General features: G+C 67.4%; 26 protein-coding genes. 13 read left to right on the plus strand and 13 right to left on the minus strand.

What is annotated here, in order from left to right; translation table 11 throughout:
- The first annotated feature begins 18 nt into the window (after positions 1-18).
- From ACWEJ6_RS02810 to ACWEJ6_RS02830, 5 genes are all read left to right on the plus strand, one after another.
- Positions 19-195 (plus strand): (2Fe-2S)-binding protein, encoded by a 177-nt coding sequence (locus tag ACWEJ6_RS02810; RefSeq protein ID WP_125632481.1) that lies wholly within the window; start codon positions 19-21, stop codon positions 193-195.
- 25 nt (positions 196-220) lie between these two features.
- A complete protein-coding gene (gene bfr, locus ACWEJ6_RS02815; protein ID WP_352361818.1) occupies positions 221-706 on the plus strand; it encodes a bacterioferritin in 486 nt (161 codons plus the stop codon).
- A gap of 143 nt (positions 707-849) precedes the next feature.
- Positions 850-1389 carry a hypothetical protein gene (locus ACWEJ6_RS02820; RefSeq protein WP_357994549.1) on the plus strand — a complete coding sequence of 180 codons (540 nt, stop codon included), beginning with the start codon at positions 850-852 and terminating at the stop codon, positions 1387-1389.
- Between the two features lie 267 nt (positions 1390-1656).
- A complete protein-coding gene (locus ACWEJ6_RS02825; protein WP_043620820.1) occupies positions 1657-2325 on the plus strand; it encodes a response regulator transcription factor in 669 nt (222 codons plus the stop codon).
- A gap of 4 nt (positions 2326-2329) precedes the next feature.
- A complete protein-coding gene (locus ACWEJ6_RS02830; RefSeq protein WP_352361812.1) occupies positions 2330-3607 on the plus strand; it encodes an ATP-binding protein in 1278 nt (425 codons plus the stop codon).
- On the opposite strand, the gene ACWEJ6_RS02835 is transcribed toward ACWEJ6_RS02830, so the two are convergent.
- Positions 3591-4067, minus strand: a complete 477-nt coding sequence (locus tag ACWEJ6_RS02835) for a GtrA family protein (RefSeq protein WP_352321617.1) — start codon at positions 4065-4067, stop codon at positions 3591-3593. The two genes, ACWEJ6_RS02830 and ACWEJ6_RS02835, sit on opposite strands and share 17 nt — an antisense overlap.
- A gap of 227 nt (positions 4068-4294) precedes the next feature.
- Here ACWEJ6_RS02835 and ACWEJ6_RS02840 point away from each other — a divergent pair, with 227 nt between their 5' ends.
- The 3 genes from ACWEJ6_RS02840 (at position 4295) to purE (ending at position 6793) form a co-directional block, all read left to right on the plus strand.
- Positions 4295-5068 (plus strand): hypothetical protein, encoded by a 774-nt coding sequence (locus ACWEJ6_RS02840; RefSeq protein WP_452420790.1) that lies wholly within the window; start codon positions 4295-4297, stop codon positions 5066-5068.
- Between the two features lie 79 nt (positions 5069-5147).
- Positions 5148-6296, plus strand: a complete 1149-nt coding sequence (locus ACWEJ6_RS02845; protein ID WP_387668896.1) for a 5-(carboxyamino)imidazole ribonucleotide synthase — start codon at positions 5148-5150, stop codon at positions 6294-6296.
- 20 nt (positions 6297-6316) lie between these two features.
- Positions 6317-6793: a 5-(carboxyamino)imidazole ribonucleotide mutase gene (purE, locus tag ACWEJ6_RS02850; RefSeq protein ID WP_357702729.1), complete on the plus strand. Its 477-nt coding sequence runs from the start codon at positions 6317-6319 to the stop codon at positions 6791-6793.
- A gap of 100 nt (positions 6794-6893) precedes the next feature.
- On the opposite strand, the gene ACWEJ6_RS02855 is transcribed toward purE, so the two are convergent.
- The gene (locus ACWEJ6_RS02855) at positions 6894-8207 is read right to left on the minus strand and encodes a UDP-glucose dehydrogenase family protein (protein WP_352361804.1); all 1314 of its coding nucleotides are present in this window, start codon (positions 8205-8207) and stop codon (positions 6894-6896) included.
- Positions 8208-8330: 123 nt separating this feature from the next.
- On the opposite strand from ACWEJ6_RS02855, the gene ACWEJ6_RS02860 reads away from it, so the two are divergent.
- Positions 8331-9494, plus strand: a complete 1164-nt coding sequence (locus tag ACWEJ6_RS02860) for an acyl-CoA dehydrogenase family protein (RefSeq protein ID WP_352361802.1) — start codon at positions 8331-8333, stop codon at positions 9492-9494.
- A gap of 76 nt (positions 9495-9570) precedes the next feature.
- Here ACWEJ6_RS02860 and ACWEJ6_RS02865 read toward each other — a convergent pair whose 3' ends face one another.
- The 9 genes from ACWEJ6_RS02865 to ACWEJ6_RS02905 all read right to left on the minus strand — a co-directional run bounded on the left by ACWEJ6_RS02865 (position 9571) and on the right by ACWEJ6_RS02905 (position 15514).
- Complete coding sequence (locus ACWEJ6_RS02865) at positions 9571-10830, minus strand: tyrosine-type recombinase/integrase (protein ID WP_452420793.1); 1260 nt, start codon at positions 10828-10830, stop codon at positions 9571-9573.
- 3 nt (positions 10831-10833) lie between these two features.
- Positions 10834-11010, minus strand: a complete 177-nt coding sequence (locus ACWEJ6_RS02870; RefSeq protein ID WP_452420795.1) for a helix-turn-helix transcriptional regulator — start codon at positions 11008-11010, stop codon at positions 10834-10836.
- Positions 11007-12314, minus strand: a complete 1308-nt coding sequence (locus tag ACWEJ6_RS02875) for a replication initiator (protein ID WP_452420797.1) — start codon at positions 12312-12314, stop codon at positions 11007-11009. Before ACWEJ6_RS02875 ends, ACWEJ6_RS02870 begins: the two co-directional genes overlap by 4 nt.
- 122 nt (positions 12315-12436) lie before the next feature.
- Positions 12437-12595, minus strand: coding sequence for a hypothetical protein (locus ACWEJ6_RS02880; RefSeq protein ID WP_452420799.1), 159 nt, complete (start codon positions 12593-12595; stop codon positions 12437-12439).
- Positions 12592-12759 carry a hypothetical protein gene (locus ACWEJ6_RS02885; RefSeq protein WP_452420801.1) on the minus strand — a complete coding sequence of 56 codons (168 nt, stop codon included), beginning with the start codon at positions 12757-12759 and terminating at the stop codon, positions 12592-12594. The genes ACWEJ6_RS02880 and ACWEJ6_RS02885 overlap by 4 nt, the downstream gene beginning before the upstream one ends.
- 2 nt (positions 12760-12761) lie before the next feature.
- Positions 12762-13103, minus strand: a complete 342-nt coding sequence (locus tag ACWEJ6_RS02890) for a hypothetical protein (RefSeq protein ID WP_452420803.1) — start codon at positions 13101-13103, stop codon at positions 12762-12764.
- Between the two features lie 13 nt (positions 13104-13116).
- Positions 13117-13812 (minus strand): DUF2637 domain-containing protein, encoded by a 696-nt coding sequence (locus tag ACWEJ6_RS02895; protein ID WP_452420805.1) that lies wholly within the window; start codon positions 13810-13812, stop codon positions 13117-13119.
- 6 nt (positions 13813-13818) lie between these two features.
- On the minus strand, positions 13819-15189 hold the full coding sequence (locus tag ACWEJ6_RS02900) for an FtsK/SpoIIIE domain-containing protein (protein ID WP_452420807.1): 1371 nt from the start codon (positions 15187-15189) through the stop codon (positions 13819-13821).
- A complete protein-coding gene (locus ACWEJ6_RS02905) occupies positions 15182-15514 on the minus strand; it encodes an SCO3933 family regulatory protein (RefSeq protein WP_452420809.1) in 333 nt (110 codons plus the stop codon). The genes ACWEJ6_RS02900 and ACWEJ6_RS02905 overlap by 8 nt, the downstream gene beginning before the upstream one ends.
- A 144-nt stretch (positions 15515-15658) precedes the next feature.
- On the opposite strand from ACWEJ6_RS02905, the gene ACWEJ6_RS02910 reads away from it, so the two are divergent.
- Positions 15659-16039, plus strand: coding sequence for a GntR family transcriptional regulator (locus ACWEJ6_RS02910; RefSeq protein ID WP_452420811.1), 381 nt, complete (start codon positions 15659-15661; stop codon positions 16037-16039).
- 191 nt (positions 16040-16230) lie between these two features.
- Here the strand turns inward: ACWEJ6_RS02910 and ACWEJ6_RS02915 are convergent, their stop codons facing one another.
- A complete protein-coding gene (locus tag ACWEJ6_RS02915) occupies positions 16231-17445 on the minus strand; it encodes a helix-turn-helix domain-containing protein (protein ID WP_452420813.1) in 1215 nt (404 codons plus the stop codon).
- 771 nt (positions 17446-18216) lie between these two features.
- Between ACWEJ6_RS02915 and ACWEJ6_RS02920 the strand changes: the two genes are divergently transcribed.
- Together ACWEJ6_RS02920 and ACWEJ6_RS02925 are read left to right on the plus strand one after the other, a co-directional pair.
- A complete protein-coding gene (locus tag ACWEJ6_RS02920; RefSeq protein WP_352365806.1) occupies positions 18217-18444 on the plus strand; it encodes a GntR family transcriptional regulator in 228 nt (75 codons plus the stop codon).
- Positions 18445-18565: 121 nt separating this feature from the next.
- Positions 18566-19033 carry an SRPBCC family protein gene (locus ACWEJ6_RS02925; protein WP_452420815.1) on the plus strand — a complete coding sequence of 156 codons (468 nt, stop codon included), beginning with the start codon at positions 18566-18568 and terminating at the stop codon, positions 19031-19033.
- A gap of 154 nt (positions 19034-19187) precedes the next feature.
- On the opposite strand, the gene ACWEJ6_RS02930 is transcribed toward ACWEJ6_RS02925, so the two are convergent.
- Positions 19188-21032: an IS481 family transposase gene (locus tag ACWEJ6_RS02930; protein WP_452420817.1), complete on the minus strand. Its 1845-nt coding sequence runs from the start codon at positions 21030-21032 to the stop codon at positions 19188-19190.
- A 462-nt stretch (positions 21033-21494) separates the two neighbouring features.
- Here ACWEJ6_RS02930 and ACWEJ6_RS02935 point away from each other — a divergent pair, with 462 nt between their 5' ends.
- On the plus strand, positions 21495-23405 hold the full coding sequence (locus ACWEJ6_RS02935; RefSeq protein WP_452420819.1) for a hypothetical protein: 1911 nt from the start codon (positions 21495-21497) through the stop codon (positions 23403-23405).
- The last annotated feature ends 100 nt before the right edge of the window (positions 23406-23505 follow it).

Raw genomic sequence — 23505 nt, forward strand, 5'->3', positions numbered from 1 at the left:
TGAGAGGCCTGTCCCCGGATGTATGTATGCATTTGTCGTGCTGTGACCGAGAACGAGGTCCACGACTGCATCGCCTCCGGGGCGAAGAGCGCGAAACAGATTCGCGACACCACTGGGGCCGGTGGGGACTGTGCCCGTTGTGTACGGAAGATCTGTGCGATCCTGAAGCAGTCTGAAGAACTGACGACCGCATAGCCGCACCGTGACGAGGGGCCCGTTCATGCAGGGCGACAAGCAGATCATCGAACTCCTCAACGAACAGCTGACCGCCGAGCTCACGGCGATCAACCAGTACTTCCTGCACGCGAAGATGCAGGAGAACTGGGGATACACCAAGCTGGCCAAGCACACGCGCGACGAGTCCTTCGAGGAGATGCGCCACGCCGAACGGCTGACCGACCGCATCCTGTTCCTCGAAGGGCTGCCCAACTACCAGCGCCTCGGCACGCTGCACATCGGCCAGACCGTCGAGGAGCAGCTCAAGGCCGACCTGGAGGTCGAGCTGGCAGTGGTCGAACGGCTGCGCCCGGCGATCCAGCTGATGCGGGAGAAGGGCGACATCACCTCCGCCCGCATCTTCGAGGACATCCTCGAGGACGAGGAGGAGCACATCGACTACCTGGAGACCGAGCTGGGCCTGATGCGCAGCCTGGGCGAGCAGCTCTACCTCGCCCGCTACGCCGAGCCCCAGTCCGTCGACGACTAGAGCCCCCCGTTCTCTCCGGCCCCGCCGCCCGCCCGGGCAGCGGGGCCGTCGTCGTTCCCGCCGCCCAGCTCACGGGCCGCCCACGGCGGCCTGACGGATACTGGGGGAGGCGAGCCCAGGACACCTGTGAGGGAGTGGTCTCCATGCTCTATCTCTTCGGCTTCGAGCGCATCGGCGTGGCCGTCGGCGACCTGTACTTCGTCGACCCCGACCCGGGAGAGCACCAGGAGGGCGCCGAGCACGGCGTGCGCCTGGAGATCCGCAGGCTCGCGCCGGGCGAGCTCAAGGGGTCGATCTACTCGGCCCGTCCGATCGTCGTCGATCAGCTCATCTGGCGGGTCGACCTGCTGGAGTCGGTCGACGGCACGCCGGGCAGCTTCGACCGCACGCACCACCACCCGGGCTCCAGCGGCTGGGAGCCCGACCGGCGGGTGTTCGACGAGGAGCTGTCGGCCGAGCCGCTGAAGTGGCTGGGGGAGCGGCTGGCCGACCTCGACGGCGTGCTGCGGCAGTCGGGCGTCGATCCCGCCGAGGTCGGCGCGGACGACGCGGCGAGCCTGCGGGAGACCGCCCCCGAGATCGTCGACACCGTCCGCCGCCTGCTCGACCGGGTGCGCGCCGGCGAGCTCGGCACCGCCCCGGCCGGCGGCCCGGCGGCCTCCGTCCGGTCGAGCTGGCTCTGAACGGCACGTTCCAGGCATTCCGGCGCCCGGATCGGGGTATCACGCTCCGGGCGCCGCGCCGGGCGCGACGCGTCCCGCGGATGCGGGCGTACGTGGTGTGATGGGAAAGCCTGGAGCGCTTTGTGTTTTCCCCTCGATAATCGCGGTAATTTAATCACGACTAACCCTTATTTAGCTTCGTTTGCCCAGGTCAATGGATAGGTCAACGACAAGTCAAACCGCGCGCTGTGCCCGGGAAACGATCGCCTAAGGTCCTACGATCGCTTCATGACCTGCGTACTTCTCGCCGAGGATGACACCTCGATCTCCGAGCCACTCGCGCGTGCGCTACGCCGCGAGGGCTATCAGGTAGAGGTGAGCCCCGACGGCCCGCAGGCCCTGGAGAGGGCCCTGTCGGGCGGCATCGACCTCATCGTTCTCGACCTCGGGCTGCCAGAGATGGACGGTCTGGAGGTCGCCCGCCGGATCCGTGCCGAGGGGCACGGCACCCCGGTTCTGATACTCACGGCCCGCGTCGACGAGGTGGACACCGTCGTCGGCCTCGACGCCGGCGCCGACGACTACGTGACCAAGCCGTTCCGGCTGGCCGAGCTGCTCGCCCGGGTGCGCGCGCTGCTGCGGCGCGGCACCTCCGAGACCCCGGTCGTGCAGGGGGTCCGCATCGACGCCGACTCCCGCCGCGCCTGGATGGGGGAGAAGGAGCTGCACCTGACGACCAAGGAGTTCGACCTGCTGCGGGTCCTGGTCCGCGACGCCGGCAAGGTCGTCACCCGGGAGCAGATCATGCGCGAGGTGTGGGACACCAACTGGTGGGGTTCGACCAAGACCCTCGACATGCACATCTCCTGGCTGCGCCGCAAACTCGGCGACGATGCCGCCAAGCCCCGATACATCACGACGGTCCGGGGAGTCGGCTTCCGGTTCGAACGCGAGTAGGCGCATGCGCCGTCGACTGCTCTCCTCCACACTGGTCGTCGCGGTCATCGCGGTCCTGTTGCTGGGGGTCCCCCTGGGCGTCGTGGTCAGTCGTCTGATCGTCGACGAGGCGGCTCAGGAGCTCGGGGCGGAAGCCAAACGTCTCGTGGGCGAGGTCGAGTACGCCCGGGTCCAGGAGACCCCGCTCGACCCGCAACAACTGGAGCAGAAGTACCCGGGCAGGTACATCCAGATCTGGGAACGCGGAACCCCTCTGCGGGTGACCGTCGTCGGCACCGCGCCGGCGTCGGGTCACCTGATGACCGAGGACGCCCAGACCAACACCGGGGTCTACGTCCGGATAAGTCGTGACCGGGATCAGGTCGAGCGCGACGTCCGGGCCAGGCTGCTGCTGATCGTGGCGCTGGCCGTCGCGGCGCTCGCGGTGGCCGTCAGCCTGGCCGTCGTGCAGTCGCGCAGGCTGACGCTGCCCCTGCAGGACCTGGCGAAGATCGCCGAGCGGCTGGGGTCGGGCGACGCGCGGCCTAGCAAGCACCGCTACGGCATCCCCGAGCTGGACCGCGTGGCCCAGGTGCTCGACCGCAGCGCCACCCGCATCTCCGACCTGCTCACCCGCGAACGCGAGTTCGCCACCGACGCCTCCCATCAGCTCCGCACGCCCCTGACCGGCCTGACCATGCGCCTGGAGGAGATCGTCGCCGCCTCGAACGAGCCGGAGGTCGTCCGCGAGGAGGGCGAGGCGGCCATCGTGCAGGCCGAGCGCCTGACCGCGGTGATCGACGAGCTGCTCGCGGCGGCCCGCCGCCAGCGCCACGCCCAGGCCGAGCCCGTCGCCATCGACGAGGTGCTCATCCAGCAGATCACCGAATGGGAGCCGGTCTTCCGCGAGGCGGGCCGCACGCTGCACCTCGACGGCACCCGCGGCCTGAAGGCGATGGCCACCACCGGCGGCTTCGGCCAGGTGATCGCCTCGCTGCTGGAGAACTCCCTGCGCCACGGCGGCGGCACGGTCACCGTCACCAGCACCTGCGGCGACAACTACATCGTGATCGAGGTCGCCGACGAGGGCCCCGGCATCGCCGACGAGATCGCACCCAAGATCTTCGAACGGAACGTCAGCGGCGGCGGAGGCACCGGCCTGGGGCTCACCCTCGCCCGCGCGCTGGCCGCCGCGGACGGCGGACGCCTGGAACTGGTGCGCCGCCGGCCGGCGACGTTCGCCATCTTCCTGCGCCCGGCCGAGGAGGACAGCAGGAACCGCGTGGTCAGCGGTCCTGCCTGATCTCCGGCAGCTCCACCGGGATCGGCTCGGTGGCCTCCAGGAACACCCACTTCTTGTACGACCAGTAGCGGAACAGCGTGCCGAGGCCGACGCCGGCGAAGTTGGCGATGTTCAGGCTCAGGCCGTCGTGCAGGTGGAGGGTGTACTTGGTGAAGCCGATCACCAGCAGGCCGAACAGCAGGGCGACGCCGTTGAGCAGGAAGAACAGGAAGTACTCGCGGCCGAGGCCGCTCTGCTCGCGGTGGCGGAAGGTCCAGAAGCGGTTGCCCAGGTAGGCGAAGGTCGCCGAGAGCGTGGTGGCGAGCACCTTGGAGGTGAGGGGGCCCCACTCGAAGCCGAGCAGGAAGAGGTTGTAGACACCCGTGTCGAGCAGAAAGGCGACGGCCCCGATGCTCCCGAATTTGGCCAGTTCGTGAACCAGGGACTCGAACCGCTGGTAGAGGCGCTTGGCAAACTCCACGTCCGCGCTCGGTCCTTTCCCTCGTCGAGACTGACCACCTCAGCGTACCGGCGATGTCGTACGGCCGGTGTCAGAGGGCCGAACATACCCCGCAAAGACCACTTCTAGAAATATCGCCTTATGGGCGGCATTTCTGAAAGATCGGCATTACGCTGCCGTTCAGATCGCGGGCCCGCCCGCGATGTCGGACCTGCCGCTCCAGACGGCCGCCCTCCCGGGAGCCACCTGTGCCGCTTCGACTGCTCGCGTTGGTCCTGGCCCTGCTCGCCGCGGGCTGTGGCGCGACCGGCGGCGCCCCGGTGCTCCAGGAGGACCGCACGCCTGCCCCGGCAGCCGCGCCACGGGTCGACCCGGCGACCGCCGAGCAGGCGTTCTCGCTGATCCGGCAGCTCGACGGGGCCTGGCAGCGGCGGGACTGCGCCGCCGTACGGGAGCTGACCACGTGGGCGGAGCGGACGCTGGACGGCCGTGCCTGCGAGGCGACCCGGAACGGCCGTCCAGCCCGTCCAGCCGACCCCGTCTACGTGCTGCCCGACGCGGGCGACTGGTTCGCCGCCCTGGCCCGCGAGCCGTCGCCCGCGTACTACCTGTTCTTCCTGGAGGACGGCCGCTGGCGGCTGGGCGCGGGGCCGGTCCCGGTGCCCGGCGAGCCGGCGCGGGAGGCCGCCGAGGCGCCGTCGTCGTTGATCAGACAGGCACGGCTGGTGCCGCAGCGGCATCTGACGTACCTCACCGACCCGGCCGGGGTGGCGGGCGTGCGCTTCCCGGCGGGGGATCCGCTGCGCGGGCTGCTCAAGGACGTCACCGCGAACCGCGCCGACGTCGAGCTGTTCGGCACGCGCACCCTCGCGATCCCGGTGGCCGCCGGTTCCGTCCTGGTGTTCGACGCCCTGCGGCTCACGTACCAGGGAGGGCGCACGGATCTGGTGGTGATGGCCAGCCTGGTCGGCCCGGGCAACCGGATCAGGACGCTCGGGCTGCGCCGGGGACGCGCCGGTTGACGGCGGCGGGGTGCCGCGGCGGGAGGGCGTGAGTTGACAACGGCGAGGTAGTCGTTCCGTCCCGGTAAGCTCACCTCACGTGAGTTCCTACAGTCCCATCGGGCCGGTCGTCGGCATCGTCGGCGCCGGTCAGCTCGCCCGGATGACGCAGTCGCCGGCCATCGCGCTCGGGGTCGAGCTGCGGGTGCTGGCCGCCGCCCCCGGGGAGAGCGCCGCACGAGTGATCGTCGACACCCAGGTCGGAGACTACCGCGACCTGGCCGACCTGCGGGCGTTCGCCCAGGGCTGCGACGCGATCACGTTCGACCACGAGCACGTGCCGACCGAGCACATCAGGGCCCTGATCGCCGACGGCCACGCCGTGCACCCGGGCGCCGACGCGCTCGTGCACGCCCAGGACAAGGCCGTCATGCGCGAACGGCTGACCGCCGTCGGCGTGCCCTGCCCCGCCTGGGCCCGGGTCGCCTCGGCGGCGGACGTCGCGGCGTTCGCCGACGAGCACGGCTGGCCGGTCGTGCTGAAGTCGGTGCGCGGCGGCTACGACGGGCGCGGCGTGTGGGTCTGCCGCACCCCCGACGACGTGGCCGAGGCGTTCGCCACCGGCGTCGAGCTGATGGCCGAGGCGTTCGTGCCGTTCGAGCGCGAGCTCGCGGTGCTGGTGGCCCGCTCGCCCCACGGGCAGGGCGTCAGCTACCCGGTCGTGGAGACCGTGCAGCAGGACGGCATCTGCGTCGAGGTGATCGCTCCCGCCCCCGGCATGGACCCCGAGGAGGCCGCCGTCGCCCAGCGCATCGGCCTGAAGATCGCCCACGAGCTGGGCGTGACCGGGCTGCTGGCGGTGGAGCTGTTCCAGACCGCCGACGGCCTCGTGGTGAACGAGCTGGCCATGCGCCCCCACAACAGCGGCCACTGGACGATCGAGGGTTCCACCACGTCCCAGTTCGAGCAGCACCTGCGGGCCGTGCTCGACCTGCCGCTCGGTTCGCCCGCGATGACCGCCCCGGTCGTCGTCATGGCCAACCTGCTGGGCGGCGACGACCCCGACCTGTTCAAGCGCTACGAGCACGTGCTGGCCCACGACCCCGGCATCAAGCTGCACTTCTACGGCAAGGAAGTGCGTCCGGGCCGCAAGATCGGCCACGTCACGGCCCTGGGCGCCGACCTCGACAAGGTGCGCGCCCGCGCCCGCCACGCCGCCGTCTACCTCATGACCGGGGAGTACACGTGACAGAGCGAATCGGCATCGTCATGGGGTCGGACTCCGACTGGCCCGTGATGAAGGCCGCGGCCGAGGCCGTGGCGGAGTTCGGGGTGCCGTTCGAGGCCGACGTCGTCTCGGCCCACCGCATGCCGGTCGAGATGATCGAGTACGGCCGGCAGGCGGCCTCGCGCGGCATCCGGGTGATCATCGCGGGGGCCGGCGGGGCGGCGCACCTGCCCGGCATGCTGGCCTCGGTGACGCCGCTGCCGGTGATCGGGGTGCCGGTGCCGCTGAAGTACCTCGACGGGATGGACTCCCTGCTGTCGATCGTCCAGATGCCGGCCGGGGTGCCGGTGGCCACGGTGGCGGTCGGGGGCGCGCGCAACGCGGGGCTGCTGGCCGTCCGCATCCTCGGGGCGTCCGACGCCGGGCTGCGCGAGCGCATGGAGGAGTTCCAGGGGCGCCTCAAGGAGCAGGCGTACGCCAAGGGTGAGAAGCTGCGCGCCGAGGCCGCGGAGCTCTGAGCAGGCAACTCAGGGCCGTCCAGGGGCAGACCGGACTTTCCGGGCGCCCGGTTCCCCGTGGTGAGGGGTCCCGGGCGTTCGGAGAGGTGCCGCGGCGGGGTTACGGGCGGCCGAGCGCCCGGTAGTGCCAGCCGGCCGAGCGCCACACCTCGGAGTTGAGCGCGTTGCGGCCGTCGACGATGCGCCGGGTCGCGACCACCGCGCCCAGCTCCTCCGGATCGAGCTCCAGGAACTCTTTCCACTCCGTCAGCAGCAGCACCACGTGCGCCCCGCGGACCGCCTCGACGGCCGACTCGCCGTAGTTCAGCTCCGGGTGAGCCTTACGAGCGTTGTCGAGCGCGATCGGGTCGTAGACCGTGACCTGTCCGCCCTGGTGGCCGATCGTCACGGCGACGTCCAGGGCGGGGGAGTCGCGAATGTCGTCCGAGTTCGGCTTGAAGGCCGCGCCCAGCACGCCGACCGTGCACCCGTGGAACGAGCCGCCCGCCAGCTCCCTGGCCAGGTCGACCATGCGGGCGCGGCGGCGCATGTTGATCGCGTCGACCTCGCGCAGGAACGTCAGCGCCTGGTCGGCCCCCAGCTCGCCGGCCCGTGCCATGAAGGCCCTGATGTCCTTGGGCAGGCAGCCGCCGCCGAAGCCGAGCCCGGCGTTGAGGAAGCGCCCGCCGATGCGGTCGTCGTACGAGAGCGCCTCGGACAGCTGCTTGACGTCGGCGTGCGCGGCCTCGCAGACCTCGGCCATGGCGTTGATGAAGGAGATCTTGGTGGCGAGGAAGGCGTTGGCCGCCGTCTTGACCAGCTCCGACGTCGCGAAGTCGGTCACCACGAACGGGACGTCCCCGAGCGGCGCGTACACGTCGCGCAGCACCTTCTCGGCCCGCTCCGAGCGCACGCCGAGCACGATGCGGTCGGGGTGGAGGGTGTCCTCCACCGCGAAGCCCTCGCGCAGGAACTCCGGGTTCCACGCCAGCTCGACGCCGACGCCGGCCGGCGACAGGCGGGCGAGCTTGTCGGCCATGCGCTCGGCGGTGCCGACCGGCACGGTGGACTTGCCGACGACCAGGCACTCGCGGTCGAGAAGCGGCGCGAGCGACTCGATGGCGCTGTCCATGTACGACACGTCCGCGGCGTACTCGCCCTTCTTCTGCGGTGTGCCGACGCAGACGAAGTGCACGTCGCCGAAGGCGGCGACCTCCTCGTAGGAGCTGGTGAAGCGAAGGCGTCCGGAGTCGAGCCCACGGCGGAGCACGGGTTCCAGCCCGGGCTCGTGGATGGGGAGCTCACCGTTGTTCAGCCGGCGGATCTTGTCCGCGTCAATGTCGAGGCCAAGGACTTCGAATCCGAGATCCGCCATGCAGGACGCATGCGTGATGCCCAGGTATCCGGTCCCGATCACCGTGAGGCGATATGGCACGAGCGAGCTCCTTTCGATCGCCAGGCATGCTACCGGCCTTCGCTACCTCCTTCGTGCCACCTGCGTCTGTTCGCAAACCGTACTAGCTGGTAACAAAGTGCTCGGACGTCCTAGTATCTATGCATGAGCTTCCCTCTCTATGCGCCCGCCGAAGAGCACGACATGCTCAGGGAGACGGTCCGCGCCCTGGCCGACGAGAAGATCGCGCCGCAGGCCGCGGCCGCCGACGAGTCCGAAGAGTTCCCCTGGGACGTCTACAAGGCGCTCGTCGCCGCCGACCTGCACGCCGTGCACGTTCCCGAGGAGTACGGGGGCGCCGGGGCGGACGCGCTGGCCGCGGTGATCGTCATCGAGGAGGTCGCGCGGGCCTGCGCGTCGTCCTCGCTCATCCCGGCCGTGAACAAGCTGGGCACCGTGCCGCTGCTGCTCTCGGCGTCCGAGGAGCTCAAGCAGCGTTACCTGGCGCCGGTGGCGAGGGGCGAGGCCATGTTCTCGTACGCGCTGTCCGAGCCGGAGGCGGGCTCCGACGCCGCCGCCATGAAGACCCGCGCGGTTCTCGACGGCGACCACTACGTGCTCAACGGCACCAAGATGTGGATCACCAACGCCGGCGTCTCCGAGTACTACACGCTGATGGCCGTGACGGACCCCTCCGCCGGCGCCCGGGGCATCTCCGCCTTCGTGGTGGAGAAGTCCGACGAAGGCGTCTCCTTCGGGCCGAAGGAGAAGAAGCTCGGCATCAAGGCCTCGCCGACCCGCCAGGTGATCCTGGAGAACGTCCGCATCCCGGCGTCCCGCATGATCGGCGAGCCCGGCACCGGCTTCAAGACGGCCCTCGCCACCCTCGACCACACCCGCGTCACCATCGCCGCCCAGGCGCTGGGCATCGCCCAGGGCGCCCTCGACTACGCGATCGGCTACGTCAAGGAACGCAAGCAGTTCGGCCGCCCGATCGGCGACTTCCAGGGGCTGCAGTTCATGATCGCCGACATGGCGATGAAGCTGGAGGCGGCCAGGCAGCTGACGTACCGCGCGGCCGCCAAGAGCGAGCTGGCGATGCACGGCCGGCCGCAGAAGGACCTGACGTTCCTGTCGAGCGCCGCCAAGTGCGCCGCCTCGGACGCCGCCATGGAGATCACCACGGACGCGGTCCAGCTCTTGGGCGGGTACGGGTACACGAAGGACTTCCCGGTGGAACGCATGATGCGCGACGCCAAGATCACCCAGATCTACGAGGGCACCAACCAGATCCAGAGAATGGTGATGGCCCGCCAGCTCCTCAAGTAGCCCTTGACGTGCGAAAACCCCGCCTGCCCGGTCGGCTGAGGCGGGGTTCGCTGTCTTGTGGTTGTCGCGTTAGCGATCACTGTTCCGTGGCTGTTCCGTGAGAGACGCCGCGCGGACGGAACAGACGGTCGTCGATCGCAGAGCGAGCCCGGTCGTGGGAGCCGGGCATCATGTGGGCGTACACGCGGAGGGTGAAGCCGGGGTCGGCGTGGCCGAGGTATTCGGCGAGCTCCTTGACCGAGACGCCGCCGGCCAGCATGACGCTCGCGTAGTAGTGCCGGAGTTGGTGCAGCCCTTCCTTGCGAGAGGTTGCATAGCGGCTCCGCTGGCGTCCGTCCCTGTCCGGTGCAGGGATCACACCTGCTTGGACCAGGGCGGGCTTCCAGACCGTTTCGCTGTAGCTTCTGGCCTTGATAAAGCGGTCGTCCGTCCAACGGAACAACAGGTTGTGTGTACGAAGCTTGCCGTCTGTCCTCTCCCAGGGCAGGGAGCAGGTCAGCGGGGGATGAGTCGAGACGTGCCGTTTGATGGCTTCAGCGGCCCACTCAGGCAGCGGCACGACCCTTTCACGGTCGTTCTTGGGCAGCGCGAAGACGTGGTCGGCTCCCAGCTTCTTGATCTGTCGTCGTACGCGGAGAAGACGCTCCTCGAAGTCGATGTCTTCGAGGGCCAGGCCGAACAGCTCCCCCTGCCGTAGTCCGCACGCGGCCCCGAGCATCGGCAGTGGGCGGAAGAGGGCAGGGTGAGCGTCGATCAGGGCGTGGACCCGTTCGTCCGACCAGGCCGTTATCTCTTCGGACACGCGCTTCGGCACCTGGACGATCGGCGACTTGGCGGGGCTTCGTTTGATGGCCTCGTCCGCGACGGCAAGGTCAAGGATGCCCTGGAGGACCAGGAAGGCCGTCTGTACGGTCGAGGTCTCGAAGCGGCTGCTCAGATCACTGATCCATGTCTGGATCTGGGATGGCTTGATGGTCTTCACCTGGCGCTTTGCGAAGGTCGGTGCGACGTGAAGACGGTGGATGTACTCGTACCGGATCTTGGTCGAGGGGTCGACGATGCGGGAGGCGAGCCATCGGTCGGCGAAGTCGGCGAAGAGGACTTTGCCAGCGTTCGGATCGATGTAGTCGCCACGGGCGATGTCGGCCCCCATGGCGGCGATCTTCCGTTCGGCGTCGGCCTTCCGGTCATACGCGGCCGAGCGCTCGTTGCCATCGGGGTCCATCCAGACGGCGAGCCAGCGCTTGCCCTTGCCGTGGCGTGCGGTTTTGACCTTCTGCGAGTTGCCGTCCGTCCTTCGGACGGTCTTGATCCAGAGATCTTTCACGAAGGCCATCGGCTACTCCTGGTCCTGGACCCAGGACATGACATCCTCAGGCAGGTAGCGCAGGTGTCGGCCGATCTTGCGGCCTCTTGGACCTGTGTGGTGGTGTCGCCACTGGTAGAGCGTGGCGATCGGTACGCCGAGGAAGGCGGATACGTCTTTGACCGTCCAGAGCTTGTCTAGGGCGTTCATCGATAACCTCCCTGGATTGCTGCGGCGAGGATCGAGTCACCGAGGGACAGCCCTTGTCCGGCGTACTCCCAGTGAGCGACGACGAGGATGGTGTCTTCGTCGAAGAGAGGTAGCCGCCCGAGGCTGATCTCTTCTGTGCGCATGTGTTCTTCGCGGGCGGCTCGGAGCTCGCCGAGGGTGGTGGAGTAGTGGCGGCTTTTGGTGGAGAAGTGGCCGCGGAAGCCGAGCATGTGGGCCCAGTGGACGAGCCGCATGTCTTCCAGGTCAGCGTTGCTGCCTAGCCGCGTACAAGCCGCGATGAGGCGGCGGGCGTGGTCGCGGATCGGCAGGGTGTCGAGATCGTCGAGCGGTTGGATCCGGCGATCCAGCGTCCCGACGCACTCGGCGGCCTTGGTGGCGTACTTGGCGATGTAGGCGGCGACGGCCTGTTCGGTGAGGTCGCCGTTCATGGTGATGCGGCGGACGTCGAGCTGCGTGCCCCAGCGGAACGTTCGGCTCAGCGGCTTGACCTCGGCCGTCACCACCATTACCGCGTGCTGGACGGCTTCGGCTAGGGCATCGGCGGTCGCCCAGGTCGGTGGCGGGGAGTCGGGCCCGTCCGGGCCGTCGAGGCGGATGACGGCGTGGAAGTGGACGACACCGCGACGCTGATATTCGGCAACCTTGGCGAAGGCGATGGTCACCTGTTCGTGCAGGGTCTTGACGGTCAGGCCGTTGAGGCGGGCGAAGCGGCGGCGTAGGGCGAGGGTGAAGCGACGCCAGAGCTCGGGGCTGATGGCGTTGAACAGGACCGAGCCGTCGTAGTCGTAGCAGTCGGGGCACAGCGGTTCGCCGAGCCTTGGGTCGTCGGCGTGGTGCCGGTCGGCGCAGGACATGAGCTGTCCGTGCGGGCAGGTCTGGGCGTCGCGGCGGGCGTGACAGGGCAGAACCTTGCCGTTCTTCTCCCGCCGCACGTGAACCGCCCCGAAGGAGGGTGCTGTGAGGGTGACGAACAGGCACGGGTGCGAGCTGACAGTCTCGGGTACGCCCTTGCCGCCGACGAGGCCGGCGCGGACGAGTTGGTAGGTGTCGGCGCGGTAGACCTCGGCGCAGGCCGGGCAGCGGGACGCGCGGCGGGTCTTACACGGGACACGCAGGACGCTGCCCGGTTCGCGGTCGGTGCTGTAGCGGTGGAGCAGCTGGCCGGTGGCCTGGTCGAAGTGCTCGACCTTGCCGCGCAGGTGAATGGGCTGTCGGCAGCCACCGGTGCGCTTGATCTGGTGCGCCCAGCGGTCGTAGTCGGGCTGGTGGAGCCGCTCGATCATCCCGGCTATGGCGTGTGAGTGGTGCAAGATGGATCCGTCCTGTCCGGATGCGTTCTGGAGTGGGATGGCCCCTCACCTGGCGCGGAACTTGGCGGTTGTGCGGCCAGGTGAGGGGATCTCGGCTATGCGCCGTGGTTATCGATGCCGCTGCCGTCGCAGTCGCGGCAGGTGTTGCTGTCGCCGTCGAGGCCGGTTCCGTTGCAGGTGCAGCAGCGGCCGTTGGCGAGCGGGACGGCGGCGAGGATGGCGGGCCAGTCCGTCCAGGGTTCTTCGGTCGTCATGGGCGGTGGTCCTTGCGCGGGGTGATGGTGACGTAGAGGCGGTAGTTCCGCGGTCGGCTCCTGTCGGGTAAGGCCCGCGACATGCTGGTGACGGTGAAGATCTGGCGAAGGTCGATCACGCCGAGGGTGAGTTCGGCGCGGTTGCCTTCGAGGCGGATGCGCATGGTCAGGACTCCTGGGTGGTGTCGATCTGGATGCAGTCGCGGTAGCTGTCTTCGGCGGCAAAGCGGGCGCGGGCGGCGGCGAGGATGGCGATGAACTCGTAGCGGACCGGTCCGAAGCCGATGCCGGTCATGTAGTGGTCATGGGGCAGGTGGTGGGGGTCGATCTCCGTGCCGAGCAAGGCGGCGACCTTGTCGACCTCGGCGCGCATGTCGTCGTCGGAGCCGTTGTCGGGAAAGGCGTGGAGAGTGACGGGTGCATGCGAGGTCGGAATCTGAGGGTGGGCCTTGAGGAAGCCCGCCATGGCGATGAGTCCGGCGATGAGGGCGTCTCGGTCGTTGTTCATGGTGGTGCGCCTTTCAGGAGGTTTCTGGGACGGTGCGCAAGGTGTGGAGCAGGTCCGAGGCGAGTTGCTCGGACACGCCCAGGCGGGCGCGGAGAACGTCGCGGGTGATGGGCTTGCCGTGTCGGACGTGGTGTTCGTCGGCGACACGGCGGGCGTAGTCGACCAGTGCCGGGGACGGGCGAGGGTGTTCGGCCTGGCGGTCCTGAGCGGGGACGAGGGCTGGACGGTCGGCGGTCGGGACGGCTACGGGTGCGGCGGGACGCGGAGGGGACGCGGGGACGTCCTTCGGGGACATCCCGAAGACGTCTGGGGACGAGTCGGGACGCGGGCCAGACGTCCGGCGTTCGAGCATGGAGACGGCGACGAGGAACGCGGCGGCCGGGGTGGCTGCGGCGATCCAGCCCCAGGCGGTCGGGTCGGCTTGTTGGAGGTTGGCGGCCAGGGACAGGACGATGCCGCCGGTCAGGACGAGGACGGGCCAGGAGATCAGGCCGCGTCGTACGCGGCCGGTCTTCTTGTCGCGTTGCCGCTCGCGGGCGGCCATGACACAGGTGAGGTCGATGCAGACGGCGATCGCCCAGGCCATCCAGCCGGACTGTCCGTGGTCGCTGGCGGTGTCGCGGATGTGGGTGAAGGACCCAGCTCCGGCGATGAGGCCCAGGACGAGGACGGGGCCGGTGTCGAGCAGCCAGCGGGCGAGGCGTCGCATCGGAGTTCAGGCCTCTCGTGGGTCAGGGATGGAGTTGAGAAACTCGGCGAGATCGGTGTCGCTCACCTGGGCCACGTGGCCGGCGACGACGTCGGCCCAGACGGGTGAGCGGTCGGCGTAGGTCGAGGCGGCGAGTTCGGCGGCTTGTTCGCTGACGTAGTAGGAGCGGGCGCGGTACCACTGGCCGTCCTGGGAGGCGACGATGGCGACGCCAGGCGTTTCGGCGGGAATCGCGCGAGCCGAGGCCAAGGCGGCCGGGTCGAGGTCGCCGAGCGTCATGGTGGCGGTCTCGGGATCGTTGACGCGGTGGCAGATCCGTCCGGAGCACTGGGCCCGCAGGGCGGTGACGCCGGGTCCGAGGTCGGAGCCGATGCGCTGGCCACAGCAGAACAGGTAGATGCCGAACGCCCGCCCGAGCTGGGCCACCCGCAGCAGGGCCGTCGAGGTCTTGGCGATCTCGTCCTTCTCGCTCTTGTCAGCCATCAGGTACAGCTCGGCTAGTTCGTCGACCAGGACGACGACGGGCACGGGCCGCTGATCGTCCGGGAGTTGCCAGATGTTGCGGGCGCCGGCCTCCCGGCACTGGGCCATGCGGCCGGTCATCAGGCCGACGAGGTCGTCCAGCAGGGCGACGCATTCAGTTCGTGTGGTGCCCAGCGCCGACAGGCGAGGGCTGTACGGGGTGAACTCCACGCCGCCTTTGAGATCGAAGCCGACCAGGGCGACCGGTTGCGGGGCCAGTCCCTGGACCAGGGCGTTGGCGAGGTTGGATTTGCCGGACTGGGTAGCTCCGGCGTTGAGCCAGTGCGGGACGGTCCTGAAGTCGATGGTCCAGGGGCCGCCAGTCTCCAGGCGTCCCACGGTGACCTTGAGCAGCTCAGGAGAGGTGGGCAGAGTCTCGACCCGGACGAGTGGGTCACGGACGGCGGCGGACAGGACGACCCGTCCAGGGCGAGGGGAGGAGACGCGGATCGCATGCACGCCCCACGAGTGAGCGAGCCGTTCGGCGGCGTCGGCGTAGTCGGCGGGGATCTGTCCTTCCAGGATGTGCAGGGTGACGCGCCAGCCGTAGCGGGTGGGTTTGGGCAGCCACATGAACGGTTTGGTGTCCACGGCGATGCGCTGCCACTTGCGCCGGACGCGGACGACGCCGGTCGAGGCGACCAGGCCGGGGACGGTGGTGAACCAGAAGCGCTGCCGCTGCTTGGTGAGGTGGCAGCCGAGGGCGACCTTGCGCCAGCTCGCCCGTACGCTGATCGCGACCAGCGGGAAGGCGGCCACGAGCCAGAACGACGGGTAGTGCCAGCGGCGCCAGGCCCAGAGCCCGGCCGCCGCAGCGGCCAGGACTCCGAGCGCGAGGAGCGTGGTGTCAGACACGGAGCGGCTCCGTGTCCGCCGGTAGGAGGGTGGCGGCGCGGTAGGAGATGCCCCAGCGGCCCGCGATCTCCCAGACGTAGCCGACCATGCCGGTCGGATTGACCTGCTGACCGGCGGTAATAGGGGGTTCCCCCGAGGTGCCGATCTTGACCAGCTCGATCCGGCCGAACTCGTCTTCCACCGAGACGGTGATCTCGTAGACGGTGTTGCCGTTCTTGTCGGTTTTGATCTCGCCGGTGTCCTTATTGACCAGGCGCGGCTTCGGCGCCTTCACGCAGGTGATGATGAGCTTGGAGGTGTCGACGGGGATCGGGATGGTGCGCATGAGAGCTGGTCTCCTTCAGGGTGACTGTGCTAGTTATCAAGGTACCTAGATATCTAGCTCTGTAAACTGAGATAGCTAAATCGCTTCAAGATTCCTTACAGGTTGCCCAGAGACCTAGGCATCTAGAACGACTAAAGTTGAGTCATGGCAACCACTGACCGGCGCCGGCCGTACCTGCGGATTGCCGAGGACATTCGGCGCGACATCGCCTCAGGCCGGTATGCAGTGGGAGAGCAGCTCCCCGTAGCGCGTGAGCTGTCCGAGAAGTATGGCGTGGCCATGATGACCATCGGCAACGCCCTGGCCATACTCCGCGACGAAGGGATCATCGAGACCCGCCAGGGGGCGGGCAGCTTCGTCACCCGCACCCCTGACAACGTCGAGGCCGTCCCCGCCTCTAGCGAGCACAGCGAAGAGTTCCGCATCATCTCCGAGCAGTTGCGCGAGATCCGTCAGCACATGAACAAGCTGACGGTCAGGCTGGACGAGCTGGACGCTCGGACTCGCCCTGATCAAGCCGAGTAGAGACCCTGCTCGCACGCCGTTGGAGTTCGGCCAGGTCGACCGCGATCTCCGCCAGCTCGCGAAGCAGGATCTGTCGTTCAGTCTCGCTAAGACCCACGTATCACCCCATCGTGTAGGCAGGACGCCGAAGCGCCCCCGGGTTACCTGCTGGGTGGGGAGCCATTGCGCGGATAGCCCTCCGCTTGTCGTGCTCAGAGCAGCCGCATCACCTTGGCGAGGTTGAGAATCTCGCGCTGACGATGCAGCTTGCCGCTGTCTCGCAGGTCGCGCACGATGTTGCGGACCAACGGACGGTTCCGGACGTGCTGAGGCGCGATCCGGTCGGCACGGAGTAGAGCGTCTGCGGCTTCGTTGTCCTTTCTGTTCACGTGGTAGCCCGCCGCGGTGCAGGTCCAGTAGTGAGCCTGGCGTTCGTACGAGGCGATCTCGGCTATCTCGACGTGTTGGGCCCGCGAGATGACCTCACGAGGCCGGCCCAGCTCCATGCTGACCTCGACGGCGTGAATGGTGGTGTTGACCCGGTTGAACTGGGTCTGGAACGCGTTGCCGTCCCGCGGCAGGACTTCGGCGACGCGGCGGGCCTCGTCCAGGTGGCTCTCTGCCTCTCTCTGGTCCCACAGCCGGGAGTACGCCACGGCGGCCCGCAGATGCAGGGCACCCCACATCGCCTTGATCGTGTCGTCCCCGCCCACGTACGGCTCGATCCGGTCCAACGCCGACAGAGCCGCGTCCTTGGCCGGGTCGAGCTGCGCCTCGTGCAGCCACACCCCGCACAGGTCCCAGCTCGCCGCCGCGATCAGATCAGGCGAGCCCACATGCTGTGCGGCCACGAGTTCGCGCTGTACCGCCGTCCAGCCGAGATCATGGTGACCCAGCAGGTTCGACGACACCCGCGCCATATGGCAGGCCCGCAACATCAGCGCCTCCGCCCGGTCGCGATCGGCCGACGAGCCGTTGATGATCGCGATCAGGTCGGTGAGAATCCTGGGCAGCACCTCACCCAGGGCGGTGAACTTGGCGTCCTGACGAAGCTGCTCCGCCAGGCGGACGTTCGCCTCCAACTCCTGCAACGTCCGCGGCTCCCCGCGCACTGGCAGCCCGATCCCGCTGGGCAACGACGCCCGCTGAAGCGCGAGCCGAAGCCCCGGAACGGCCGCGTGCCCGGAGTCGAGTTCCGTCGTCTCGTGCTGGTACGGCTGGCCGGTCAGCTCGCCGACCTCCACCCCGAGCGCCTCGGCGAGTTGCCCAACGACGCTCATTCGGTCCAGCGGCATCCGCCCGTTCTCCACCTTCGACAGCCAGGAGACAGATCGGCCGACCTTCTCGGCGAGGGTTGCCTGGTCCCAGCCCTTGCGGTGACGAGCCCGCGCGATCCGCTGGCCCTGCGTCACGTACTCTGTTGCCACGTCGCCGCCCCTCCTTCTCGTCGTCGCCTGCTTCGACGATAAGACGGGTGACCTGCGTCACTGGCAGAAAAACTGCCAGTCGGAGGGCATGCGAAACCGCAGGTCGGCCTTCGACCTGCGGGAACGCTCGTCACTGATCGGTTCCAGAAAGTGACGCTACGTGTGCATGGCTCGCCGGATCTGTGTGCCGTTACCTCGCTTCCCCGCACAAGAGCTGTCGCCACAGCGTCATGGCATCAGTGAGCCGCATACGCGGGCTCTCCACGACGCTCAAGGAGGGGGCGGACCGGTCGTAGCGCCGGATGAAGCTCAGCCCGCCGGCCATGCACTGCTCGAAGACGGGCGACCGGCATTCGCAGGTGTAGTTCAGGACCCGAACCCGATCGGGACGGCGCTCGACTGGGAGCCACCTCACTGACACCGCATGAGGTCGAGGTGAGGCGGGGTGCGTACCGTGAAAGTCTCCGACTTCGATCACTGGGCTCACCGTCCTTCGTACGCGCGATCGCCGGCGCAGTGCCTTCGGTGCTCGCGGATGTCGCGATCGATGGACAGACGTTGGTGAGCGGGGAGCCGTCTCCAGTCGCACAACGCATCTTCGCGGAGCAACAGACCGAAGCGTCCGAACGGAGCCCCACTCGAGGGGCTTGGAACAGCCGCTCACCTTCGCCATGCCCCCGCAACCTATCCCAGCCTGTCTTAACCTGTCTATAGCATTCCTAGCAATGCCTGTTCTATGCCGTTAGGTGCGGGGATACCTAGAGTCGTCCCGTGATCGAATGGGACCCGCGGCTCTACAAGTGGGAGCAGATAGCCAACGTCGTGGCCGAGCGCATCGGCGACGGCACCTACCCGCCCCTCACCCTCATCTCAGAGGTGAAGCTGCAGGAGGAGTTCGACGTCGCACGAGTGACCATCCGCAAGGCGATGGAAGCACTCAGGGAACGAGGGCTGATCACCACAAAGCCCGGCAAGGGCTCCATCGTGTCCCCACAGTAGTCATGCCTGCCCATCTCGGGTGACACCCTGATGAGGGATCTGTCCACGACACCCTCAAAGGCGCTGGTCTCCGCTATTCGACGAGGATGGGCCTGGAGAGCTTCGGCCTTAGACTCGGGCCGTGTCCAGGATTGACCGCGCCAACCGGCTGATCGCGGCACCACCGGCGACCGTCTACGGCGCTCTCCTCGACCGGAAGGCCCTCGAAGCCTGGTTGCCGCCGGACGGCATGCGCGGGCGGATCGAGCGGTGGGATGCCCGGCCTGGTGGTGGGTTCCGGATGGTCCTCACGTACCTCGACCCCACCGACAGCCCCGGCAAGACGTCAGACGCGACGGACGTCGTCGACGTCGAGTTGGCCGAACTGGTGCCGCCGGAGCTCGTGGTGCAGCGGGCAGTGTTCGAGGCCGATGACCCATCGTACGCGGGCACCATGACGATGACCTGGCACCTCACTGCCGTCGGCGAAGGGACCGAGGTAACCGTCACCGCAACGGACGTACCACCCGGCATCGACCAAGCCGTACATGAGGCCGGGATCGCCTCCTCGCTGGCCAACCTGGCGTTGCACGTCGAAGGGGCCGGCTGAGTCAGGTCGGCCTGCGACCGAGGGGCCCGTCCCAGTCTGAGCAGCCTCTCCCGGCCTGAGAAGTCAACAAAACACCAGGTCAGACGGTGCTTCACAATGTCAACCTTCAGTTGATGCTTGACGGTTTGGCATCGGTTGATGCTTCACACCGTGCCTAGATCTCGTAGTCGATATGGCCGCTGGCTCGCAGCCGGTTGACCTCCTTGACGATGGTGCGCGGGTGGACCGACAGCAGCTGGCCCTCGAACAGCACCCGCAACCGCGTCTCCTCCAGGACCACGGTGACGACCTTGCCCCGGTGCACCTGGCCGACCTGGATCTTGCAGCCGGCCACCTTCAGGCTGCCGTTGCTGGACACCACCCGCTCCACCCGCGGGAAGCGGCCAGGGACGGCTGGAGGTGTGCTGGCCAGCCGTACGCCGTGCAAGCGTCCGCGCTGCGCCGGGGCCAGCGGGGACGGCTTGGTGCGCACCAGCACCCCATCGGCGATCACCTGAACGGTTCGCGCATCGATCCGCAAGGTCACCCGCTTGCCGGCCAACGGCAGGCCGACGCTCAGCAACTGGCCCGCCAGGCCCACGCACCCGGCGTTGTTGACCTGCCGGTCGACCTCCACCACCACATCGGCCGGCAACGGGCCGGCAGGCAGCGCGTTCGCCGGCAAGGCCCGTCCCGCCCGTCCGCCGCCGGCCATCAACCCGCCCACGTCGGCGCTGGTCAGCGTCACCGGATGCGTCTTGAGCCGCTCATCGCCGGCAAAGACATGCATGGTGGTGCTGCTGGCCCAGATGGTGACCTGCTGTCCTGCTCGCGCCCGGCCCAGCCAGATCTGGCGTCCGCACGCGCCCAGGTTGCCGCTCGGCGGCACCGTGCGCTCGAACTCCACCGCCACCGGCACCGCTGCCGTCACCGCTGCCGTCAGCATGTCGGGACCGGCGGGCGCGTCCGGCCCCGCAGCGGGGCGGTCAAACCTGGCCGGCGCGCTGGGCAGCACCGCCAGGTCGGCCGGCAGGCGCAAGGACGGCTCTTCGTCGCTGCGCTTGTCGGCTTGTGCTGTCGGGCCGGTGAAACAACTGGCCGGGGTGGCCATGTCGAGCGCCTGATGCGGCCGCACCGTGTTGTAGTCGGCCACCCAGGCATCCAGCGCCAGCTGCGCCTGCTCAAGACTGTCGAACGGCCCGCACGCGGCCAGGAACTCCTCCCGCACGGTCCGGTGCCAGCGCTCCACCTTGCCCGTCGTGGTCGGCGAGCGCGGCCGGGTCGTGCGCGCCGTGATGCCGTTCTCCCGGCAGATCCGCTCGAACAACACCTCGCTCGGCCGCGGCTGAGTGAACCGGCCGGTGAACTGCTTGCCGTTGTCCGTGAGCACCTCCTCCGGCACCCCGAAAACCCGCATCGCCTCGGCGAAGGCCCGGCACACCGCCCTCGCAGAGGGACGCGCCACCAACCGCGCGATCACCACGAACCGGGAATGGTCGTCGATCCCGGAGATCAGCTTCAGCTCCCGGCCGTCGACGAGCATCACCCCGCCCATGATGTCCAGCTGCCATAACTCCATCGGCCGCTCACGCTGCCAGCGCACATACGACGACCGCGGCCGCCGCCGCGCGCCGGGCACGACCAGCCCGTTCCGCACCAGAATCCGATACAGAGTGACCAGCGACGGCACCGGCACCACATCGCGCCGCTCCAGCTCGTAAGCCAGCCGCTGCGGACCCCACCGAGGATGCGAACGTCGCAGCTCCCACACCAAAGCCTCCACCGAAACGGCCGTCTGATGCGGACACTGCTCTGGCCGATGGGATCGATCGGCCAGCCCTGCCAGCCCGCCGGCACGATAGCGACGCAGCCACGCGTGCACCGACTGCCGCGACACCCCATGCCGTTCGGCGACCTCGACCACCGGACAGCCCGCCTCTACTTCCAACACAGCGCGATACCGCTGCTCCATGACGCTCAACTCCACCAGCGCCAACCCGACCTCCCAGATGACCGTCACCGATCACCCAGGAACGCAGGTCAGCCGAAGGGGTGTAAAGCATCAACCGAAGCTCAGGTGTCAAGCATCAACCGGAGCAGGACAGACGGTGCTTCACAACCGGATGAGAACTTTCCCTACGGTTTCAAGGCAGCCCGCCTGCAGCGGCCTGCCGCGCTTCGGGCGGTCGCTGGCCGCGCTGCGGCTCTCCGGCCGGTCGCGGCCAGCACCGCCCCGAGTGCTATGCCAGCCTGCATCTGGAGCTTGCTGTCTCATAGATGGGTGTGTAACCACGTGGCGTGCTGAGGCAAACATGGCCAATTGCGCCCTTCCTGAAGGGGGAGCATGTACGGTTCAGAATCAGTGGCACGTCTTCGCGCGATTCAGGAGCGGTGGTGGCGCATGGGGCAAGTAAGCGACCTAGGCACGATCCGGACGGCGATCAACGAGATCAAGGCGGTCCTATCGATACAGCCGAGGCTCTTGGCCGAGTTGGCCGATGATGCAAGCTTTCTTAGCCACATAGCTGATGCTCTGCGCCAAGCTGAAATAGAGCCTTCTAAAGAGGGGGAAGAGGCCCAGAGCGTCTCTGATGGATCCGACCGCCTCGCAGACGCTCTTGCAGCTATCACGCGACTCAAGCCCACTCGGCACAGAGGCGAGATGGACAAATCTCGCGAAGCGTCGCTAGAAATCGTTGAGTCGACTGTCGGTGACATTATCGACTACTCGCGGGATATTCAGCAAATCTCTGTACTGATCTCTCAAGCCACGGCATTTCAAAACACCGTAGAGGAAGCATTCAACGCGGTTTCTACGAGTGCGCAGCGGTGGGCAACTCTCGTCCCTTCCGTGCTAGACCGGGCCTACCTCATCGACCAGAGTCGGATCATAAGCGCCGCCCTACTCGACCATTACAGGCGCGCCGCCGAGGCAAAAGTAGAGCTCGCAGAAATCGCTGACATCGACGTCGACGGTTCTAGTCTCGACCATGAAGCTAGACAATCTGGATCGCGCGTGAGGGTACCGCGTTTGCATTACCGACGCGCGGAAGAGACTCTATTCGCAGACCTTGATGGCCCGGAGCTGGAGAGGGCCCGCTCCCTGTATCGCGAGTTCAGGCGCAATCTGGCGGCCGCTGAGCACAACTTTAAGCTTGCAAGAGATATCGCGGAAGCCCTTGCATGGGTGCACCGGCTGGTGGGGCGAAATGAGATCTTCTCCTGGCTTGGTGAGCCTGCGGCTTGTATCGCCGATCTGGCTAATATACGTGGTGATGTGACACATCGAGAGGGGGATAGCGACCTCAGCGGACATTTTCTTGTCCCTTCGAGTTCGGAGGCTCGCCTGTCAACGCTGTGGTCTCGGTTGAGTTTGATTGCCGACCGAGTCAATCGACTGGCTCATCTTGTGGAGTTGGACAGGCCGGAGCATCCTGAGCCAGTTATTCTTGCTGCTAGCTTGCTTGAATCGCTATTGCAAGCGTCTATGGCGCTGGAGATAGTCGATCCTGACGAGCTGGAACGCCTGATTGTCGAAGCTTCAAATAAGCAGGACGCCTATATCAGGCTAAGGAGTCAGGCTGGCAACGACGCAAGCCGCATCTCAGGTCTCGGGCAACTGCAGCTGCAGATTTCCTCCGATGCCGCCAAGAATTCTCTCAAAGAAATTCGAAATAAGCTCGATATTGCCCTCACGGTGCGCGTAGCCATGCTCGGCGCACTGTTGGAGCAGGCCCGGTCTCTCGTATCTGCAACTCAGGACATTGAGAGAGACCTGCTCCTGGTAGAAAAATGGGATCGGCAGAACAAGGCAGCCGCGGGGGCGTTCGCTGAGCAGCTCGCCACAGTTGTACTTGCTGAAGCCGAATCAAGTCCTGATGCGATTGTCGTGATATATGTCAGCGATCATCGCGATGCGAACAAGATAGAAGAATCAGTCGAACGAGTTGTCGACGCCTTCGGTCGCCGTATTACTCAGCGTGGAGTTCCCCTCCTCGGCTCCTGGCTGCGGATTTTGAAGGCAAAAGCCAAGGAGGCCGCAAATACGGAGGCAGGCCAAGACGTCGCACTCAAACTTCAGCGTGCTATCGAGTTGAAGAGCCTTCATGAGACGCAAGCTCGAGTGGATGACGTACAGGCTGGGGCGGCCGCGAAGCTGATTGAGTCTGTGGAAGGTACGCCTCGCGCTTTTATTCAAATCGGCTCTATCGTACTGATCAAGGATGATGGCGTTCTCGCTGTCATAACGCTGTCACAGCGGCAACTTGTTTTCCTTGAGCGAAATCCCCATCTCATCCGCGATCCACTTGAACTATTGGCAGCGTTGCGGGCATGTGATTCTGATCCATCCCTGCAGCTAGTGAAGGGCGATGGGGTTGCTGGTGAACGGTAGGCTGCCGCGCCGCTACCGGTGCTCGGGCCTGGCGGCCCTACGCTCCGGGTCGGCTTGCCATCGGATATGCGGGTTGCTGTACTCCGCACTGTAAGCAGGG

Source organism: Nonomuraea sp. NPDC004702 (assembly GCF_053601695.1).

What these genes read in the sequence shown, in the direction of transcription:
- ACWEJ6_RS02810 (WP_125632481.1), top strand. Translation starts at nt 19, where the DNA reads ATGTATGTATGCATTTGTCGTGCTGTGACCGAGAACGAGGTCCACGAC.
- bfr (WP_352361818.1), top strand. Translation starts at nt 221, where the DNA reads ATGCAGGGCGACAAGCAGATCATCGAACTCCTCAACGAACAGCTGACC.
- ACWEJ6_RS02820 (WP_357994549.1), top strand. Translation starts at nt 850, where the DNA reads ATGCTCTATCTCTTCGGCTTCGAGCGCATCGGCGTGGCCGTCGGCGAC.
- ACWEJ6_RS02825 (WP_043620820.1), top strand. Translation starts at nt 1,657, where the DNA reads ATGACCTGCGTACTTCTCGCCGAGGATGACACCTCGATCTCCGAGCCA.
- ACWEJ6_RS02830 (WP_352361812.1), top strand. Translation starts at nt 2,330, where the DNA reads ATGCGCCGTCGACTGCTCTCCTCCACACTGGTCGTCGCGGTCATCGCG.
- purE (WP_357702729.1), top strand. Translation starts at nt 6,317, where the DNA reads ATGGGGTCGGACTCCGACTGGCCCGTGATGAAGGCCGCGGCCGAGGCC.
- ACWEJ6_RS02860 (WP_352361802.1), top strand. Translation starts at nt 8,331, where the DNA reads ATGAGCTTCCCTCTCTATGCGCCCGCCGAAGAGCACGACATGCTCAGG.
- ACWEJ6_RS02865 (WP_452420793.1), bottom strand. Translation starts at nt 10,830, where the DNA reads ATGGCCTTCGTGAAAGATCTCTGGATCAAGACCGTCCGAAGGACGGAC.
- ACWEJ6_RS02870 (WP_452420795.1), bottom strand. Translation starts at nt 11,010, where the DNA reads ATGAACGCCCTAGACAAGCTCTGGACGGTCAAAGACGTATCCGCCTTC.
- ACWEJ6_RS02875 (WP_452420797.1), bottom strand. Translation starts at nt 12,314, where the DNA reads ATGATCGAGCGGCTCCACCAGCCCGACTACGACCGCTGGGCGCACCAG.
- ACWEJ6_RS02880 (WP_452420799.1), bottom strand. Translation starts at nt 12,595, where the DNA reads ATGACGACCGAAGAACCCTGGACGGACTGGCCCGCCATCCTCGCCGCC.
- ACWEJ6_RS02885 (WP_452420801.1), bottom strand. Translation starts at nt 12,759, where the DNA reads ATGCGCATCCGCCTCGAAGGCAACCGCGCCGAACTCACCCTCGGCGTG.
- ACWEJ6_RS02890 (WP_452420803.1), bottom strand. Translation starts at nt 13,103, where the DNA reads ATGAACAACGACCGAGACGCCCTCATCGCCGGACTCATCGCCATGGCG.
- ACWEJ6_RS02895 (WP_452420805.1), bottom strand. Translation starts at nt 13,812, where the DNA reads ATGCGACGCCTCGCCCGCTGGCTGCTCGACACCGGCCCCGTCCTCGTC.
- ACWEJ6_RS02905 (WP_452420809.1), bottom strand. Translation starts at nt 15,514, where the DNA reads ATGCGCACCATCCCGATCCCCGTCGACACCTCCAAGCTCATCATCACC.
- ACWEJ6_RS02910 (WP_452420811.1), top strand. Translation starts at nt 15,659, where the DNA reads ATGGCAACCACTGACCGGCGCCGGCCGTACCTGCGGATTGCCGAGGAC.